At 63.2% G+C, this 15,392-nt stretch carries 16 protein-coding genes; 3 read left to right on the top strand and 13 right to left on the bottom strand.

Translation table 11 applies throughout. The annotated features are described in order from the left end of the window. Position 1 precedes the first annotated feature (1 nt). The 9 genes from SOQ14_RS08695 to SOQ14_RS08655 all read right to left on the bottom strand — a co-directional run bounded on the left by SOQ14_RS08695 (position 2) and on the right by SOQ14_RS08655 (position 8,622). Positions 2-589: a flagellar basal body-associated FliL family protein gene (locus SOQ14_RS08695; protein WP_322897677.1), complete on the bottom strand. Its 588-nt coding sequence runs from the start codon at positions 587-589 to the stop codon at positions 2-4. A gap of 54 nt (positions 590-643) precedes the next feature. After that, entirely contained in the window at positions 644-1,816 is a 1,173-nt protein-coding gene (locus SOQ14_RS08690) for a hypothetical protein (RefSeq protein WP_322897676.1), read from the bottom strand. Positions 1,817-1,908: 92 nt separating this feature from the next. Further along, positions 1,909-2,343: a hypothetical protein gene (locus SOQ14_RS08685; protein WP_322897675.1), complete on the bottom strand. Its 435-nt coding sequence runs from the start codon at positions 2,341-2,343 to the stop codon at positions 1,909-1,911. Then, positions 2,336-3,670: a FliI/YscN family ATPase gene (locus tag SOQ14_RS08680; RefSeq protein WP_416232743.1), complete on the bottom strand. Its 1,335-nt coding sequence runs from the start codon at positions 3,668-3,670 to the stop codon at positions 2,336-2,338. Before SOQ14_RS08680 ends, SOQ14_RS08685 begins: the two co-directional genes overlap by 8 nt. Next, positions 3,667-4,302, bottom strand: coding sequence for a FliH/SctL family protein (locus tag SOQ14_RS08675; protein WP_322897674.1), 636 nt, complete (start codon positions 4,300-4,302; stop codon positions 3,667-3,669). The genes SOQ14_RS08680 and SOQ14_RS08675 overlap by 4 nt, the downstream gene beginning before the upstream one ends. Beyond that, positions 4,286-5,335 (bottom strand): flagellar motor switch protein FliG, encoded by a 1,050-nt coding sequence (locus SOQ14_RS08670; RefSeq protein ID WP_322897673.1) that lies wholly within the window; start codon positions 5,333-5,335, stop codon positions 4,286-4,288. The genes SOQ14_RS08675 and SOQ14_RS08670 overlap by 17 nt, the downstream gene beginning before the upstream one ends. Before the next feature lie 5 nt (positions 5,336-5,340). Next, entirely contained in the window at positions 5,341-7,044 is a 1,704-nt protein-coding gene (fliF, locus tag SOQ14_RS08665) for a flagellar basal-body MS-ring/collar protein FliF (RefSeq protein ID WP_322897672.1), read from the bottom strand. Between the two features lie 4 nt (positions 7,045-7,048). Continuing rightward, complete coding sequence (fliE, locus tag SOQ14_RS08660; protein WP_322897671.1) at positions 7,049-7,405, bottom strand: flagellar hook-basal body complex protein FliE; 357 nt, start codon at positions 7,403-7,405, stop codon at positions 7,049-7,051. Further along, positions 7,402-8,622 carry a sigma-54 interaction domain-containing protein gene (locus tag SOQ14_RS08655; protein WP_322897670.1) on the bottom strand — a complete coding sequence of 407 codons (1,221 nt, stop codon included), beginning with the start codon at positions 8,620-8,622 and terminating at the stop codon, positions 7,402-7,404. Before SOQ14_RS08655 ends, fliE begins: the two co-directional genes overlap by 4 nt. Positions 8,623-8,966: 344 nt before the next feature. Between SOQ14_RS08655 and SOQ14_RS08650 the strand changes: the two genes are divergently transcribed. After that, on the top strand, positions 8,967-9,776 hold the full coding sequence (locus SOQ14_RS08650; RefSeq protein WP_322897669.1) for a flagellin N-terminal helical domain-containing protein: 810 nt from the start codon (positions 8,967-8,969) through the stop codon (positions 9,774-9,776). Between the two features lie 80 nt (positions 9,777-9,856). On the opposite strand, the gene SOQ14_RS08645 is transcribed toward SOQ14_RS08650, so the two are convergent. Then, positions 9,857-10,201 (bottom strand): DUF1294 domain-containing protein, encoded by a 345-nt coding sequence (locus SOQ14_RS08645; protein ID WP_322897668.1) that lies wholly within the window; start codon positions 10,199-10,201, stop codon positions 9,857-9,859. Between the two features lie 325 nt (positions 10,202-10,526). On the opposite strand from SOQ14_RS08645, the gene SOQ14_RS08640 reads away from it, so the two are divergent. Both SOQ14_RS08640 and SOQ14_RS08635 read left to right on the top strand, forming a co-directional pair. Beyond that, the gene (locus tag SOQ14_RS08640) at positions 10,527-11,033 is read left to right on the top strand and encodes a DUF488 domain-containing protein (RefSeq protein ID WP_322897667.1); all 507 of its coding nucleotides are present in this window, start codon (positions 10,527-10,529) and stop codon (positions 11,031-11,033) included. Then, a complete protein-coding gene (locus tag SOQ14_RS08635; RefSeq protein WP_322897666.1) occupies positions 10,999-11,760 on the top strand; it encodes a DUF8758 domain-containing protein in 762 nt (253 codons plus the stop codon). Before SOQ14_RS08640 ends, SOQ14_RS08635 begins: the two co-directional genes overlap by 35 nt. A 4-nt stretch (positions 11,761-11,764) precedes the next feature. On the opposite strand, the gene SOQ14_RS08630 is transcribed toward SOQ14_RS08635, so the two are convergent. From SOQ14_RS08630 to SOQ14_RS08620, 3 genes are all read right to left on the bottom strand, one after another. Further along, complete coding sequence (locus tag SOQ14_RS08630) at positions 11,765-12,811, bottom strand: ribonucleotide-diphosphate reductase subunit beta (protein WP_322897665.1); 1,047 nt, start codon at positions 12,809-12,811, stop codon at positions 11,765-11,767. Positions 12,812-12,892: 81 nt separating this feature from the next. Continuing rightward, positions 12,893-13,078, bottom strand: a complete 186-nt coding sequence (locus tag SOQ14_RS08625) for a hypothetical protein (protein ID WP_322897664.1) — start codon at positions 13,076-13,078, stop codon at positions 12,893-12,895. 83 nt (positions 13,079-13,161) lie between these two features. Continuing rightward, complete coding sequence (locus SOQ14_RS08620; protein WP_322897663.1) at positions 13,162-15,183, bottom strand: ribonucleoside-diphosphate reductase subunit alpha; 2,022 nt, start codon at positions 15,181-15,183, stop codon at positions 13,162-13,164. Positions 15,184-15,392 lie beyond the last annotated feature (209 nt).

Genomic DNA, 15,392 nt, shown 5'->3' with positions numbered 1-15,392 from the left:
CTCATTGCACGAGAAATCCGCGGAAATGGACTGCCTCAATACCGCCAAAGCCCTCGTTCTCCTCGAGCACGGTGTTGATGGTCTGTGTCAGCCGCTTGGCAAGACGCTGCTTGCCCGCGACGTCGTAAACATCCGCTTCAGACGTGGCCGCCAGCTGGGCCAGAATGGCTGAACGGATCGCGATTTCGTGGGTCTTGACCCATTGCAGCACCCGCCCGTCACGACGGGTCGATACGGCAAGTTCCAGCTGAATCAGCGCTGGCGAGCCGGCAAGGTTCGAGGTGAAGCTTTCCTCGAAGGAATAATAGGCCGTGCGGTACTGGCTACCACCTTCGCCAAAGACCGTGGCAGGCGCGTCGCTGCCTTCGGCCTTGGCCGGGAAGGCATAGGGATCATCGGCGCCCTTGACGACAAGTTTGGGAATGTCGGGCTCCCCCGCCTTGCCAACCCCGATCAGTCCGGCGGCGAACGCCCCGTAAGCGCCGCCCGCGCCAAGCGCGAGCGTGGCCACCATACCGAGCGCGATCTTCAACGCCATGCCGGACGACTGCGTGCCTTCATCTGTGGACTTGTCCTTGCCCTTGGCCATGATGCTTTACCTGTTTCCCTTTGCCCTGATGAATGATCCGAAGCCTGGCCGCGATCAGGCGAACAGGCCGCCGGGCATCGCACCCGCCGGATCAGCCTTGTCAGCAGCCATCGCGTTGGCCGCCTCATCAACACGCCGACCGGTGGAAAGCGGTCCCGCATGGGATTGCGATGTGCCCTGTCCGGAACCCGGTGAAGATCCGAACGGCGATTGCCCGGCGCCTTGTCCAAAGGGCGCAGTGTCGCTGCCGCGTCCGCCTGAAAAAGCCCCCGGGTTCGAACTGCTTTCGCTGCTGGCTACCACCGCGCGCTCGGCCAGAGCGGCGTGCACCGCAGGCACAAACCCCGGATCGCGGCTGGTGAGCAAAGCGCGCCATTCGCCCGCGCTGCCCGCCGCTTCGACGCGCAGGTTGATCATGCCGAATTCGCTGTGCCTGAGCGTGAGCTCGGGCCGCGACGCGCGGGCCACGTCGCGCATCGCAGTCATCTGTTCCAGTGTCGCCTCGAGATCGGCAGCGGGCGCTGTCGCAGACAATCCGGGCGCTTCGGGCGCATGCGAAGACGAGGCAAGCGGCGCCGGCGTGATCGCAGCGGTGATCGGGGAAGCGGTCGGTGCAGCGGCGGAAGCCATGCTGGCGGCCGGCGGCTCGGTGGCCTGCGCCATGCGCGCCGTGGTGGCCGAAGCGGTGGCTGACAAGGCAGCGAGCAACGGCTCGGCCGAAGGTTCGGCCACGCTGGCCATGTCGGTCGGAGCAGCCGTGGTCGCAGGACGGGAGAACACCGCACGTCCGGACTGAAGCGGCGGCGGCATAACAGGCCGGGGCAGGTCGACAAGGCCTGGCTGCGGCTGGGACACAGCAGATCCGGCCGCCTCGGCATCAAGCGGTTCGCCAGCGACGCTTTCGGACCCCGGCGCACCAGACGCCATAAGGGTCACATGCGGTGCTGGATCGGACGGCATGATGGTGCCGGATGGCATATCAGGCGGCAAGATTTTGCCGTCCGGCAATGCCGGGCGAGGGGTGGCACGAACCGGTGCTGCGGGTACCGCAGCGTCGGGCAGCACACCCGCATTGGCAGGCTGCGTCGGGAGAGCAAGATCAGTCGGGACCCCAGGCATCACCGTGGCCGTCTGCGAGGCCTCGACCTGCAACAGCGATGCGCCAAGCACCCCGGCGAAATCAGTGCCAGGCTGGCCCGCAGCATCGGGCAGCACAATATCGCCCACCCCCAAGGGTTGGCGCAAGAAAGCAGCATCAATCGGCGCGCGGGGAAGCGTGGACGGCATGGGCAGCACGGGCGGATACTCCGAAAGGTCGTTTACTTATGCCTATGCAACTTGCGTGCCATCGACATAGCAAGCGGCGCCGTGCGGCGATCGCGGGCTTCGAAAAGCGCGGTTTCGGCTGCCGTTTCGATTTCGGCCAGCCGACGCGCGCGGGCTTCGGCAGAGGCGAGCTGGCTCGCCTGCCATTCGGTCTGGCGGCGCGCATCACCCCGGGCCACGGCAGCATCATCGGCGATCCGCGCAATCCCGGTGGCGAACCGGCTGGCGCGGGCGATGTCTTCGCCCAGGGCGGTGCCCGTGCGGGCACCCGAACTGGCAAGCAATTGTGCCGCGCGTTCCGCCAGCGCATGGCGGCGGCGTTCCTCGTCAAGCGCTTCGGCGAGGCCACGCATCGCCTCGCGGCGGGCAAGTCCGGCCACCATCGCCTGCATGCGGACCAGCGCAAGGCGCCGCTTTTCCTCAATCACGATCCGTGTCCCACAAACCGAGCAAGGCGGCCTGGCTCGCCGCAAGGCTTTCCGCAGAACCGCGCGGCTGGGTCAGGAAGGCATCAATCGCCGCGCTCTGGGCGAGCGCTTCGTCAAGCAGCCGATCGGACCCGGCGCGATAAGCGCCCATCATGACCAGATCACGGTTCTGTTCGCGCGCGGCGATCAGTGCACGCAGCCGCCGCGCTGCCTGGGCATGTTCAGGCGTGACAAGATCATCCATCACCCGGCTGAGCGATGCGGGCACATCAATCGCGGGATAGTGCCCCCGTTCAGCCAAGCCGCGCGACAACAGGATATGCCCGTCCATGATCGCGCGCGCGGTATCGACCACGGGATCACTGGCATCGTCACCGTCAGCCAGCACGGTGTAGATCCCGGTTACGGCACCACCAGTGCGTGCCGAATTGCCAGCGCGTTCAACCAGCCTCGTGATCGCGGCCAGCGCGGATGGCGGATAGCCCCGCGCCGCACCCGGCTCGCCCAGCACCAGCGCCAGTTCGCGCGCGGCATGGGCAACCCGCGTGAGACTGTCGAGAATCAGCAGGACACGCTTGCCCTGCTCGCGAAAATATTCGGCAATTGCGCTTGCATATTGCGCGGCGCGCAGCCGAAGATTGGGTGCATGGTCGGCCGGAACAGCCACCACCACGATCCCGCCGCTGCGTCGGCCCGCCATATGCCGGCTGACAAAATCGGACACTTCGCGGGCGCGCTCCCCGATAAGTGCGACCACGGTAACATCCGCGAGGGCATGGCCGGCAATCGTATCGATCAGCACGGATTTGCCGACACCCGAACCAGCCATGATGCCCAGCCGCTGCCCCACCCCCATGGTGGCAAGAGCGTTGATTGCACGAATGCCGCAATCAAACGGCGCCGCGACGCTGGCGCGTTCGAGCGCATGTTCTCGCTTGCCGGAAAGTGGCCACGACAGCGGCAGATCAAGGCGCGGGCCGCCGTCAATCGGTTCACCCAAGCCATCAACTGCCCGGCCCAGCAAGGCATCGCCGACGCGCACTTCACCCGGACGGCCAACCGCCCGCACCACCGCGCGCGGATGGAGCAACACCGTATCGCCCAGCAGCATCATCAGCGAATGGCCTGCACGAAACCCGATAACCTCGGCCAGGCACCCGGAACCGTCCATGGTTTCGACAGCGCCAAGCGAGCCGATCGGCAGTGGCAGGCCAGCCACCTCGACCAAGCCGCCATCGCAGGCCACCACCCGACCCGTCAGCACCGGCCCCGCATTCAACCGGGCGGAGCGCATGCGGGCGAGATCAAGCTGGAGTTCGGCAATCATGCCCGCAAGACTTCGGCAAGCGCGCGCTGCCAGTCCGCCGGGGTATCACGCACGGCACCATCCGGCCCCTCGATGACCAGCGCACCACGCGCCAGTGCGGGATCGGTGGCGATGTGCCACCCCGCGAGTGCCCCATCGGGCAAGCCGGCAGCATCATCGGGATGCAGCATCAAGACTGCGCCGGCCCAGCCGCCGCCAAGCCGTGCCGCCGCCGCTTCGCAACGGGCTACGAGAGCTGTGCCATCCAGCGCATAATCGCCGAGCACCTGCATGCAGAGCGTTTGCACCGTTGCGGCGAGTTCCTCCGCCAGCACTGCCCGCGCGGCTTCATCCAGCGCACGGAAATGGAGCTTCAGCGCGCGCGCATAGGCCAGTTCCTGCTCCGTCTCGGCACGGGCCGCCGCTTGTCCTGCGGCAAAGCCGCGGCCTTCCGCCTCGGCAAGCGCATCAGGCGTGGCCAGTTCGGGGACGGAGTTGGACGCCGACTCTGATACCGGCGCTGCGGACACGCTGCCCGCAAATGGTGTCTCGCTGCAAAAGCCCTTTGGCGTACCCAAGGCCTCAAACCAGCGGGGGGATTGCACCACTGGTGGCGTGGCGAGCGCAGCCAGCCACTCAGACGAAGTCGCCATCGCCGCTTCCCATGATGATCTCGCCGGCTGCGGCAAGGGCCTTGGCGACCTCCACAATAGCGCGCTGTGCCGCCACGACATCTTTCTTCGCGATCCGTCCGCGCAGTTCGATTTCGTCGCGGATGCCATCCGCCGCACGGCTCGACATCGCAGCCAGGAACGGCGTCCGCTCTTCCTCGGTCAGACCCTTCAGCGCATCGACCAACTGGGCGGAATCGACATCGCGCAGCAAGCGGCCCATCGCCATCGGATCGAGCGCCAACAGCATCTCGAACGTGAACAACTTGTCCTCGATGGCAGCAGCCAGCGGCGCATCGCGCTCGGCAATCGCCGGAAGGACAGTGCCACGCACCTCGCCCGCCGCGCGGTTGATAAGGTTGGCTGCTTCCTGCGGCCCGCCAAGCAGCAATGCCGATGGCCCGAAATTCGCACCGATGCGCTGCGACAGCAAGGCGTCGATGGTGCTGGCAGCCTGCCGCGAGATTGGCCCGGCCCGCGCAATCCGTTCGATAACCTCGGTTTGCACCGGAGCAGGCAGGGCCGAAAGCACCGCAGCCGCGGGTTCAGGGTCGATCAGCAGCAAAAGCGCTGCAATCATCTGGGGGTGTTCATCGCCGATCAGGCGCACCAGCACCGCCGGCGCAAGCCAGCGCGCCACTTCGACACAGAACGGCTGCACGTCAGGTGCGATGCGCTGCATCATGCTTTCGGCCTTGGCAAGGCCAAGCGTGCGCTCGAGCAGGACACGCACATCGCCTGCGCGATCGCGCGCGGGGATGACTTCACGCTGGGCTTCGCTGACGAAGTCGGCGAGCGCTTCGGTCATGCCAGTCTGATCTACCTCGCCCAGCGCGACCATCGCCGCACCAAGCCGTTCGAGCTCGTGGGGTTGCAGTCGGCTGATCAGCGTGCTCGCTTCGGTATCGTCGAGCAGCATCAGGAACACGGCCGCGCGATCAGGCCGGGAGAGCAGGCTTTCTGCAAACCCTTCCGACCCCGGTGCAGGGGTGAATCCGGCAAGAGGTTCAACCATGCCCATCAGCCTTGCGCTCCTGCAGCGGTGGTGAGCGGGGTGGCGGAAGGCTCAACCGGGGGCTCGGCAGGAGCCTGAAGCATCCGCTGCAACACAAGCGCCGCGCGATCCGGCTGCCGGGCGGCAAATTGCCGGGCCAGCGCGACCTGCTGTGTGAGATCTCCCTGTAACGCGGTCGCAAGGCTTGCGGTGCTGCCCGGCTCGGACGCAGCCGCAACACTATCACCCATTGTCAGCGCGGTGCGATCACCCAAGTCCGGCGCACCGGCTGCGGCAAGCTTGTCCTTTTCGCGCTGACGCGCCAGCCATGGACGCACCGCCAGCAACAGCACCAGCAAGACAGCGAGCAGCATTGCACCGTAACGCACCACGGTCATGAACCAGGGCTGTTCGTAGAACGCGGGCGCCTGCAAGTCATCGGGACCAAACTTGCTCGGCACGACTTCGACTTTGTCACCGCGCGTGACATTGGCACCCACCGCTGCGCTGACCAGGGTTTGCAGCCGGGCCGCCGTCAGCGGTGCTGCCGCCTTGAGAGCCTCATCGCTGACCGCCACAGCAACCGAAAGCCGCGTGACTCCGCCGGGGCGACGGTTGGTTACCGCAACCTCACGGCCAAGTTCATAGGCGCGCTCCACGGCGCTTTCGCTGTCGCTGGCGCTGGCTTGCGCCGGCGGGGCTGGTTGCGGCGCTGCGTCGACAAGCGTCGGATCGGGCGGCGGGGTGTTAGCAGCAACGCCCGGCACGCCACCGGGGGCATTCTGCCCGGTGCGGGTGGTGTTGCGTTCGGTTTCCCGCCTTACCACGCCGGGGGTGTCATAGGACTCGCGGGCACGGGTCACTTCATCAGGATCAAGTTCGGCCTGAACCTGCGCAGAGTAATTGCCCTCGCCCAAGAGCGGCAACAGCAGCGCGTCGATCTGGCTGGCGAGCTTGGCCTCGAATTCACGCTGGAGTGTCAGCGATTCCAGCCCATCTTCACGGGCAGAAGAAAGCAGCCGTCCATTCTGATCGACCACCCGCACATGATCGCTGGTCATGCCGGGGACCGCAGCGGCCACCAGATTGGTGATCGCCTCGACCTGACTTTGCGAAAGGCTGCGCCCGCTCGCAAGCCGCACCATCACCGAAGCACTGGGGGTGCTGGCATCGCGCACAAATACTGATCGTTCCGGCGTAGCGAGATGGACTCTGACAGCCTCGATCCCATCAATCTCGCGGATCGTAAGCACCAGTTCGCGCTCCCGCGCGAGCCGCAGCCGCTCGCCTTCCAGGGTACGCGAGGAGCCCAGCGGGATGGCATCTAGCATCTCGCTCGCCCCTTCCGGAGCGGCAATCCCGGCATTGCTGGCCACCAGCATGCGGGCACGGTAGATATCATCCTCGGCCACGGTGATCGCGCCGGTGCCGTTATCGATCGAGTACTTGATCCCGCTCGTGGCCAGGGTTTCTGTGACCTTGGCCCGTTCCGCATCGGTCAGACTGGCATAGAGCACGCGCTGGGGGCCCTGGGAGAGCGCAAGATAAAGCGCCCCCGTCAGGGCGAGCGCCCCCACCCCCGCAAGCGCGGGCAAGGCACGGCGCACCGCAGGCTGGCTTACGAAGTCAGCCACAGGGGACGGCAAGCGGCCGATCAGTCCGGTGCCCTGGCCTTTGGCGGGCAACAACACCCCGCTGTCAGCGGGGACAGGCAATGCGGTATCGGTCATTTATTCAGCCTCCCATCCGCATGATGTCTTGGTAGGCGGACAGCAGCTTGTTGCGGGTCTGGAGCGCTGCTTCGAAGGCAATGCCCGCTTCCTGACGGGCAATCATCACTTGCGCGATATCGGTCACCTCGCCGCGCTCGTAGGCGACCTGCAGCTCGCTCGAACGGTTTTGCACCGCGCTGACCTGCTGCATCGCGTTATCGAGCGTCGCGGCAAAACCGGCTGCGGGCGCAGCAGATGCGTCGCGGGGCTGCGCCACACTTGCCGAGCGCACCTCGCGCAGCGCCGTCTGCCGGGAAAGCGCCTCTGCGCGCAGCGCCATGATGTCGGGCACCCCGAAACCGGGACGAAGCGTGTTCATGCACGGCCTCCGGCGGCAGCCATCAGGCCGTTTTGCCGCATCGAAGCGAGGCGATAGCGCAAGGTACGCTCGGAAATGCCGAGGCTTTGCGCGGTGCGCGTGCGATTTCCGCCATGCCGGTCAAGCGCGGCGAGGATCGCCTCGGCTTGCGAGGCAAAAGCCACCGCAGAAAGCGACGCGCCGCTGGCTTGCGCGGGTGCGGGTGCGGGTGCGGGTGCTGCCGCACGCGGCAGTTCCATGGCACGCACCGGCTTGTCGAAGATAATGTGCTCGGCTGTGATAAGCTGTGCATTGCCTGCCAGCAGGATCGCACGGCGGATGACATTTTCGAGTTCGCGGATGTTGCCAGGCCAGGCGTGGGTCTCAAGCCGGGCGATGGCATCATCACTCAACCAGCCGGGCATGCCCGGACGGCAGCCATGACGCAGCAGCATCCCGAAGGCGAGCGGCGCAATATCATCAGAGCGTTCGCGCAATGCCGCCAGTTCGAGGGGGAATACATTGAGCCGGTACAACAGATCTTCCCGGAACCGCCCGGCCTCGACCTCGGCGGCTAGCGTCCGGTTGGTGCAGGCCACGATGCGAACATCGATCTTGGTCGGCATGGTGTCGCCAAGACAAAGGACCTCGCCTTCCTGAAGGGTGCGCAGCAGTTTGGCCTGCAAGGCCAGCGGCAGTTCACCGATTTCGTCGAGCAGCAGGGTGCCGCCATCGGCCGCCCGGAACAGGCCTTCGCGCGCCTCGGTGGCGCCGGTAAAGGCTCCCTTGCGGTGACCAAACAACAGACCTTCGAGCATGGCTTCGGGCATCGCTGCACAATTGACCGCGACAAACGGACCGGAAGCCCGGGGCGAACACCGATGGATGAAACGCGCCAGCACTTCTTTACCGGTCCCGGTCGGCCCTTCGAGCAGTACCGGAATTTCGCTCGCCGCCATCCGTTCAGCCAAGGTAAGGAGCGCGACGCTTTGGGGATCGCATGCGATCGGCCAGCCCCCTTGTGCGGCGCAAGCGAGAAAGGCGGCGCGAGCCTGCGACAGGCCATTGCTATCATAGGTCAGGGCAATACGGCCACGGGCCGATGTGGCCAGCGAGGGGCTCGAAGACTGTGCCAAGTCCAGTTCAACGGCACCTGCAGGCCGTCCACCAGCTGGCAGCACAAAACGCCCTTCGCTGCCCAACACCAGCCGATCACGCTGCCAAGTCTGTGCCAGCATCGGTACCGTGCATTCAAGCAAAGCTGCATGTTGCGCCAGATGGTGACCCGTCAGATGCGATGCAGAATTACTGACCGAGGCCTTAGACATCATCAAGTGTCCGGAGTCGGCATGCGCCCTGTTCATAATCGCCCCTGTGCAATTTCTTGACGATGCATGGGATGCATTATGTCTAGGAACCAGCAGCTTAACCAGAGCTCCGTAGGATTACCTAGAACGCGCAAAAGCAGGATTTGACTTACAAATTAGCTGAGGCGGGCCTTAAACATCATCGGGCATGGTCGGTCTTAGGGCCAGCAGCGGCGGGTGTGTTCGCGCTGCGTGACCACTCGGGAGTTTGAACCATGACCGTTATCAATACCAATTCCTCGGCCCTGCGCGCCCAGAACGCTAGTGTTTCTGCAGGACGTATGCTCAGCACCGCGATGGAACGGCTGTCGACCGGCCGTCGTATCAACAGCGCTTCGGACGATGCCGCTGGCCTTGCCATTGCCACGTCGATGACCTCGCAGATTCGCGGCATGGCGCAGGGTGTGCGCAACGCCAATGACGGCATCAGCCTTGTCCAGACCGCGGAAGGCGCGCTGAACGAAGTGACCAACATGCTCCAGCGCATCCGTGAGCTGAGCGTTCAGGCCGCCTCGGGAACCTTCGCAGCGGCCGACCGCACCAATATCGGCCGCGAAGTCACGGCGTTGACCGCGCAGATTTCGCAGGTCATCACGGGGACCGAGTTCAACGGTATTTCGCTGCTGAACTCGGCCGACGCGATCAATATTCAGGCCGGTTCGCGCAGCGTCGGTGACACGATCGCGATCACCCGGACCGACCTCACCCCCGTCACTGCGGCAACGTACAGCGTGACGGACGCGGCCGCTGCGACCACCACCATCGCGACCGTCGACACGCAGCTCGCCGCTGTTAACGGCGCACGTGCCTCGTTCGGTGCGAGCCAGAACCGCCTCGAGTCGGCGGTGAACAACCTCACCAATGTCTCGACCAACCTGACCGATGCGCGGTCGCGGATCATGGATACCGATTACTCGGCGGAAACCACCGCGCTCGCCAAGGCGCAGATCCTCAGCCAGGCATCGACCGCGATGCTGGCGCAGGCCAACCAGTCGCAGCAGAACGTGCTGTCGCTGCTGCGTTAAGCTGCATTCCCCGCGCCTGCGGGACAGCGAAGCCCGGAAAGGCCAGCGCGGCTTTTCCGGGCTTGTTGCGTGGGGGGCTGCTACCAGAAGTAGACGACGAGGAAGACCACCGCGCAAAACTGGAGGCCGGCGATCTGGTGGAGCTGCGAACTGAACGGCTCCTTGCGGGTCTTGTGGCGGAACAGTGCCCGCCCGGCATAGGTACCGCCGGTGCCGCCCAGCAGCGCGAGCAGGAGCAGCGTGGATTCGGAGATACGCCATGCCCTGCGCTCGGCCCGCGCCTTGTCGATGCCGAAGGCGGCAAACGCCGCGAAGTTCATCGCGATCAGCGCAGTGATGGTATTCGCCGGGGTCGCAAGCGCCGTGGCGAACGCCTTGGCCGCGGCGATGTTTTCGGGGGTCGCAAGCGCGGCGAGTTTCTCCATGCGCGGCGGCATAGTGCGCAAGGGATTGCAAAAGCGTTGATTTTTTGATGGCAGCCGCCCCTTCCGCCATCCCGGACGTGCCTGCCCCGGCGCAGGCCGGGGACCCGGGAAGGGTGTCCTAGAGCATCCCCCAGCTCGTCCCCATCATCCCAGCGAATGTTGGAACCTAGCGCGGCTGAGCGTGACCGTCAGCGAAAAAAGGCTGGGTCCCGGCCTACGCCGAGGTGACATGAGGTGTTACCGCTGTGACTCACTTCACTCCATTTTGGCAGCAGCTTGACCGAAAGAGCTTGATGTTGTGTCGCGCTGCAACGACTAAAGCCAAATGTTGTTCACCATAGGATACGAGCGATCTAACCTCGCAGACTTTGTTGCAACTTTGCAGTTGTCCGGCGTCGATGTGCTGGCCGATATTCGGGACCGAGCGCAATCTCGCCGGCCGGGTTTTTCGAAGTCAGCTTTGTCAGAAGCGCTTGGCAAGGCAGGCATCAAATACATTCATCTCAAGGAACTTGGCGACCCCAAGGAAGGCCGTGAGGCGGCACGGAGAGGTGATTTCGACGCATTCCGTCGCGTGTTTTCCGACGTTATGGCTTCATCGGAAGCCAACTCAGCTATTTTTCAGATCGCAGAATTGTTGAAAGAATTCAACGTTTGCTTGATGTGCTACGAGCGAGATGTGAAGACCTGCCATCGCAAGATTGTCTCCGATGATCTGAAAAAGCGAACGGGTACACCCGTGACGCATTTGGGGGTGGTGGATGGCGCAAGTATCAGGACCGGAGTCCGACGAGTGCATGATACTCATCAAGGCGCAACCGCACCGCTCTAGCAGATATTTCGAAACAGTTTGCTGCGCTGGTGTCGGCAGAGACCGCAGATGGCGCAGGCAGTATCCTGTCCCATATCGAATTCTGAAGGAAGACCAGAAGTTTGGCCGATGGCAATGGATCAGATACGACTACGTCAAGCCTGATAGTGATCCTAGGAAGGAGAGCCAGAGAGTTCTCCAGAACTCTTTGGTCCCAACAACAAAAATGAAGCCGGGAGAGCGAGCTAACTTCCTCGCACCATTGGTTTGCTCCTCTACAAAGGAAGCGGACGCTCGCGGCAACTCGCTAACGCTCATTCGTCCTTTGTCTATCCGTCTAGAGGCGTTTGACAAATCAGCTGAGGAACTTGCCCATGAAGCGAGGGAGCATCGAGCACTAGCAAGTCAACTTTCACTATTCGAGGAGGATGGGGAGGTCGAGCCACTAGCTCCGTGCCGCAAGCGCTTCGTTTTGAACTGGATTGATCAGGACCAAAAACCGCATCGCCACGAATGCGACGATTGGGAGACATCCACAGCGTTCAATCGCTTTTCTCAGCTGTATGGTGATACAGAGGCGGTGTCCGAGCTGCGAAAGAAATATGAAGAGCAATATTTCGAAGCCGGTCTAGTGTTGGGATTTAGCACCCATAGCAGACGCAACATCGAGCATGGCACCAGCAATCAGTGGCTGCTGGTGGGTCTCATTCGTCTAGATGAGACCCACCAAGGCGACTTGCTAGCCTAGTCCCCTACTCCGCCGCCTGCACCCCAAACAGCCCGGCTTCAGCGACCTCTTCGCCCGCTTCGTTCGCAGCCTTGGCCTTCTGGCGCTTGTCGAAGCTCGACCACACGTCGTTCCAGTTGCCGCGGGTTGCGCCCTTCGAATATTCGGTCGCGCGGGTTTCGAAGAAGTTGGCGTGCTCCACCCCGTTGAGCAGCGGCGCGAGCCACGGCAGCGGGTGTTCTTCAACCATGTAGATCGGCTGGAGGCCGAGCTGGCCGAGACGCCAGTCCGCGATGTAGCGGATGTAGCGCTTGATCTCCTTCGCGCTCATCCCGTCCACCGGGCCCATCTCGAAAGCGAGGTCAATGAAGTTGTCTTCCAGCCGCACGGTCTTCTGGCAGATGTCGATGAGATCTTCCTTCACCGCCTTGGTGAGGCACTGGCGTTCCTCGACAAAGGTGTGGAACAGCTTGATGATGCCTTCGCAGTGCAGGCTTTCATCGCGCACACTCCACGAGACGATCTGGCCCATGCCCTTCATCTTGTTGAAGCGCGGGAAGTTCATCAGCATCGCAAAGCTGGCGAAGAGCTGGAGCCCTTCGGTGAAGCCGCCGAAAGTCGCCAGGGTGCGCGCAATATCCTCGTCGGTGTCGACCCCGAACTGCTGCAGGAAATCGTGCTTGTCCTTCATTTCCTCATATTCGAGGAACGCGCTGTATTCCGCCTCGGGCATGCCAATGGTGTCGAGCAGGTGCGAATAGGCCGCGATGTGCACCGTTTCCATGTTGGAGAAGGCGGCGAGCATCATCTTGATCTCGGTCGGCTTGAAGACGCGGCCATATTGTTCGTGGTAGCAATTCTGCACCTCGACATCGGCCTGCGTAAAGAAGCGGAAGATCTGGGTGAGCAGGTTGCGCTCATGCTCGGAGATCTTCTGCGCCCAGTCGCGGCAATCCTCGCCCAGAGGCACTTCCTCGGGCATCCAGTGGATCTGCTGCTGGCGCTTCCAGAATTCATAGGCCCAAGGGTATTCGAAGGGCTTGTAGGTCTTGCGGGCTTCAAGCAGCGACATCGGCGTGGTCTCCAGTCAGAAACAGCGGTTGATTATAGCACAGATACGAAAGCGGTGGGCCGCCGGATTCAGGCGCGCGAATCACGGTGCGTGATTGGCGAGAATCCAGAGGCAGAACGGCACGAACAGGATGACCATGCCGAGGTGGATCTTGGCCGCGTTGAGCGCATGGCCGGGCTTGCCCCGACGCAGTTCGCGGATCGCGGTAAACAGGAAGACGACGCAGACAACCAGGCCCAGCAATCCCGCCGCAAATGGCAGATTCATAACGCTTTCTTCCTTCACATGTGATAACACAGATCGGGCGGCGCGCGGGATTTATGCGCCCGCGCGCCTGATGTTGGGCCGCTTTACTGGCAGCTTAAGCATTCCTCGTAATCGGTCTGCTCACCGCTTGCGGCGAGTTCGATCTTGGGCGCCTCGGGGGTGTTGTCCGCCTCGACCCCGCCGACAAAGCCCGCGCGCTGCACGCTCTTCGACCGGAGGTAATAGAGCGACTTGATGCCCTTCTCCCATGCCTGGAAGTGGAGCATCATCAGATCCCACTTGTCGACATCAGCCGGGATGAACAGGTTGAGCGACTGCGCCTGATCGATGAACGGGGTGCGATCCGCCGCGAATTCGAGCAGCCAGCGCTGATCGATCTCGAAGCTGGTCTTGAACACGGCCTTTTCCTCGGGCGTGAGGAAATCGAGGTGCTGCACCGAACCGCCGCGCTCGAGGATCGAATTCCACACATTGGTCGAATTCTTCGCCTTCTTGTCGAGCAGTTTCTCGAGATAGGGGTTCTTGACGATGAAGCTGCCCGACAGCGTCTTGTGGGTGTAGATGTTCGCCGGGATCGGCTCGATGCAAGCCGAGGTGCCGCCGCAGATGATGCTGATCGACGCGGTGGGCGCGATCGCCATCTTGCAGCTGAACCGCTCCATCGCGCCCATATCGGCCGCATCGGGGCACGGCCCACGCTCCTGCGCGAGCAGCATCGAGGCTTCCGAGGCCTTGGCGTGGATGTGCTTGAACATCTTGAGGTTCAGCGCCTTGGCCATGGCGCTTTCCATCGCCACGCCCTTCATCTGGAGATAAGAATGGAAGCCCATCACCCCGAGCCCGACCGAGCGTTCGCGGCTGGCGGAGTACTTGGCGCGGGCCATTTCATCCGGCGCGCGGTCGATGTAGTCCTGCAGCACGTTGTCGAGGAAGCGCATCACGTCCTCGATGAATTGCTTGTCACCCTGCCACTCTTCCCACTTTTCGAGGTTGAGCGAGGAAAGGCAGCACACCGCCGTGCGATCATTGCCGAGGTGGTCAATGCCGGTCGGCAGCGTGATTTCCGAACACAGGTTCGAGGTCGAGACCTTGAGACCGAGATCGCGGTGATGCTTGGGCATCATGCGGTTCACGGTATCGTTGAACACGATATAGGGCTCACCCGTGGCAAGACGGGTTTCGACGAGCTTCTGGAACAGCGCGCGCGCATCAACACGCCCACGCACCGAACCATCGCGGGGCGACTTGAGCTCGAACTCGCTGCCGTCGCGCACCGCTTCCATGAATTCATCGGTGACGAGCACGCCGTGATGCAGATTCAAGGCCTTGCGGTTGAAATCGCCCGAAGGCTTGCGGATTTCGAGGAACTCTTCGATTTCGGGGTGGCTGATGTCGAGATAGCATGCCGCCGAACCGCGCCGCAGCGAGCCTTGCGAGATCGCCAGCGTCAGCGAGTCCATCACGCGCACGAAGGGAATGATGCCCGAGGTCTTGCCGTTGAGGCCGACCGGCTCACCAATCCCGCGGACATTGCCCCAATAGGTGCCGATGCCGCCGCCCTTCGAGGCGAGCCACACGTTTTCGTTCCAGGTGCCGACGATGCCTTCGAGGCTGTCCGACACCGAGTTGAGATAGCACGAGATCGGCAGGCCGCGGTTGGTGCCGCCGTTCGACAGCACCGGGGTGGCCGGCATGAACCACAGGTTCGAGATGTAGTCATACAGCCGCTGGGCATGCGCTTCGTCATCGGCGTAGGCATCGGCGACGCGCGCGAACAGATCCTGATAGGATTCGCCCGGCAGGAGATAGCGGTCGGTCAGGGTTTCCTTGCCGAATTCGGTGAGATTGGCGTCGCGCGCCGAATCCGTGTGCACAGTGAAGCGGCGCGCATTGACCTTCTTCGAATCGCTCTTGCCGGCGTCCTTGATCGCTTCGGCCATGGCCCCGGCCAGTGCCTCGCCCGCCTTGGCGGCGATCAAGGCTTCGCTGCCGCTGTCAGCTTTCTTCATGGTCACTGCCTCTTCCCCCGCGCTGTTTTCGGCACTTGTGGCCACAGCATCTTCGATCACTTCACCCGGCACATTATCACTCGCTTTGAAATCCATGGTCTGCCCCGCTTTGTCCCCTGAATCGGCAGCCTGCGCAAGCAGCTTTGTTCCGATTCTGTTCTGCACCGGTTCATCCCCAGACTTGCCCACATGACCCGGTTTCCGGAGCCCGCAATCCAAGCGCAGAGATGATTTCCTGATTCGGTCTCAAAGCCCTTTCTTGCGGTCTGGCTGCGGCCCTGTTCCCCTCGGGAGAGCAGCCAGCA

Origin of the sequence: Erythrobacter epiphyticus (assembly GCF_034653295.1) — a bacterium.
GTDB lineage: Bacteria > Pseudomonadota > Alphaproteobacteria > Sphingomonadales > Sphingomonadaceae > Erythrobacter.
This window is presented reverse-complemented; position numbering and strand designations above follow the sequence as displayed.

Bases quoted from the DNA above. Each gene is read 5' to 3' on its own strand.
- SOQ14_RS08670 (WP_322897673.1), bottom strand. From the start codon at position 5,335: ATGGTTGAACCTCTTGCCGGATTCACCCCTGCACCGGGGTCGGAAGGG.
- fliE (WP_322897671.1), bottom strand. From the start codon at position 7,405: ATGAACACGCTTCGTCCCGGTTTCGGGGTGCCCGACATCATGGCGCTG.
- SOQ14_RS08620 (WP_322897663.1), bottom strand. From the start codon at position 15,183: ATGGATTTCAAAGCGAGTGATAATGTGCCGGGTGAAGTGATCGAAGAT.
- SOQ14_RS08655 (WP_322897670.1), bottom strand. From the start codon at position 8,622: ATGCTGGCACAGACTTGGCAGCGTGATCGGCTGGTGTTGGGCAGCGAA.
- SOQ14_RS08625 (WP_322897664.1), bottom strand. From the start codon at position 13,078: ATGAATCTGCCATTTGCGGCGGGATTGCTGGGCCTGGTTGTCTGCGTC.
- SOQ14_RS08695 (WP_322897677.1), bottom strand. From the start codon at position 589: ATGGCCAAGGGCAAGGACAAGTCCACAGATGAAGGCACGCAGTCGTCC.
- SOQ14_RS08640 (WP_322897667.1), top strand. From the start codon at position 10,527: ATGTTGTTCACCATAGGATACGAGCGATCTAACCTCGCAGACTTTGTT.
- SOQ14_RS08645 (WP_322897668.1), bottom strand. From the start codon at position 10,201: ATGGAGAAACTCGCCGCGCTTGCGACCCCCGAAAACATCGCCGCGGCC.
- SOQ14_RS08630 (WP_322897665.1), bottom strand. From the start codon at position 12,811: ATGTCGCTGCTTGAAGCCCGCAAGACCTACAAGCCCTTCGAATACCCT.
- SOQ14_RS08680 (WP_416232743.1), bottom strand. From the start codon at position 3,670: ATGATTGCCGAACTCCAGCTTGATCTCGCCCGCATGCGCTCCGCCCGG.
- SOQ14_RS08650 (WP_322897669.1), top strand. From the start codon at position 8,967: ATGACCGTTATCAATACCAATTCCTCGGCCCTGCGCGCCCAGAACGCT.
- SOQ14_RS08635 (WP_322897666.1), top strand. From the start codon at position 10,999: ATGATACTCATCAAGGCGCAACCGCACCGCTCTAGCAGATATTTCGAA.
- fliF (WP_322897672.1), bottom strand. From the start codon at position 7,044: ATGACCGATACCGCATTGCCTGTCCCCGCTGACAGCGGGGTGTTGTTG.
- SOQ14_RS08675 (WP_322897674.1), bottom strand. From the start codon at position 4,302: ATGGCGACTTCGTCTGAGTGGCTGGCTGCGCTCGCCACGCCACCAGTG.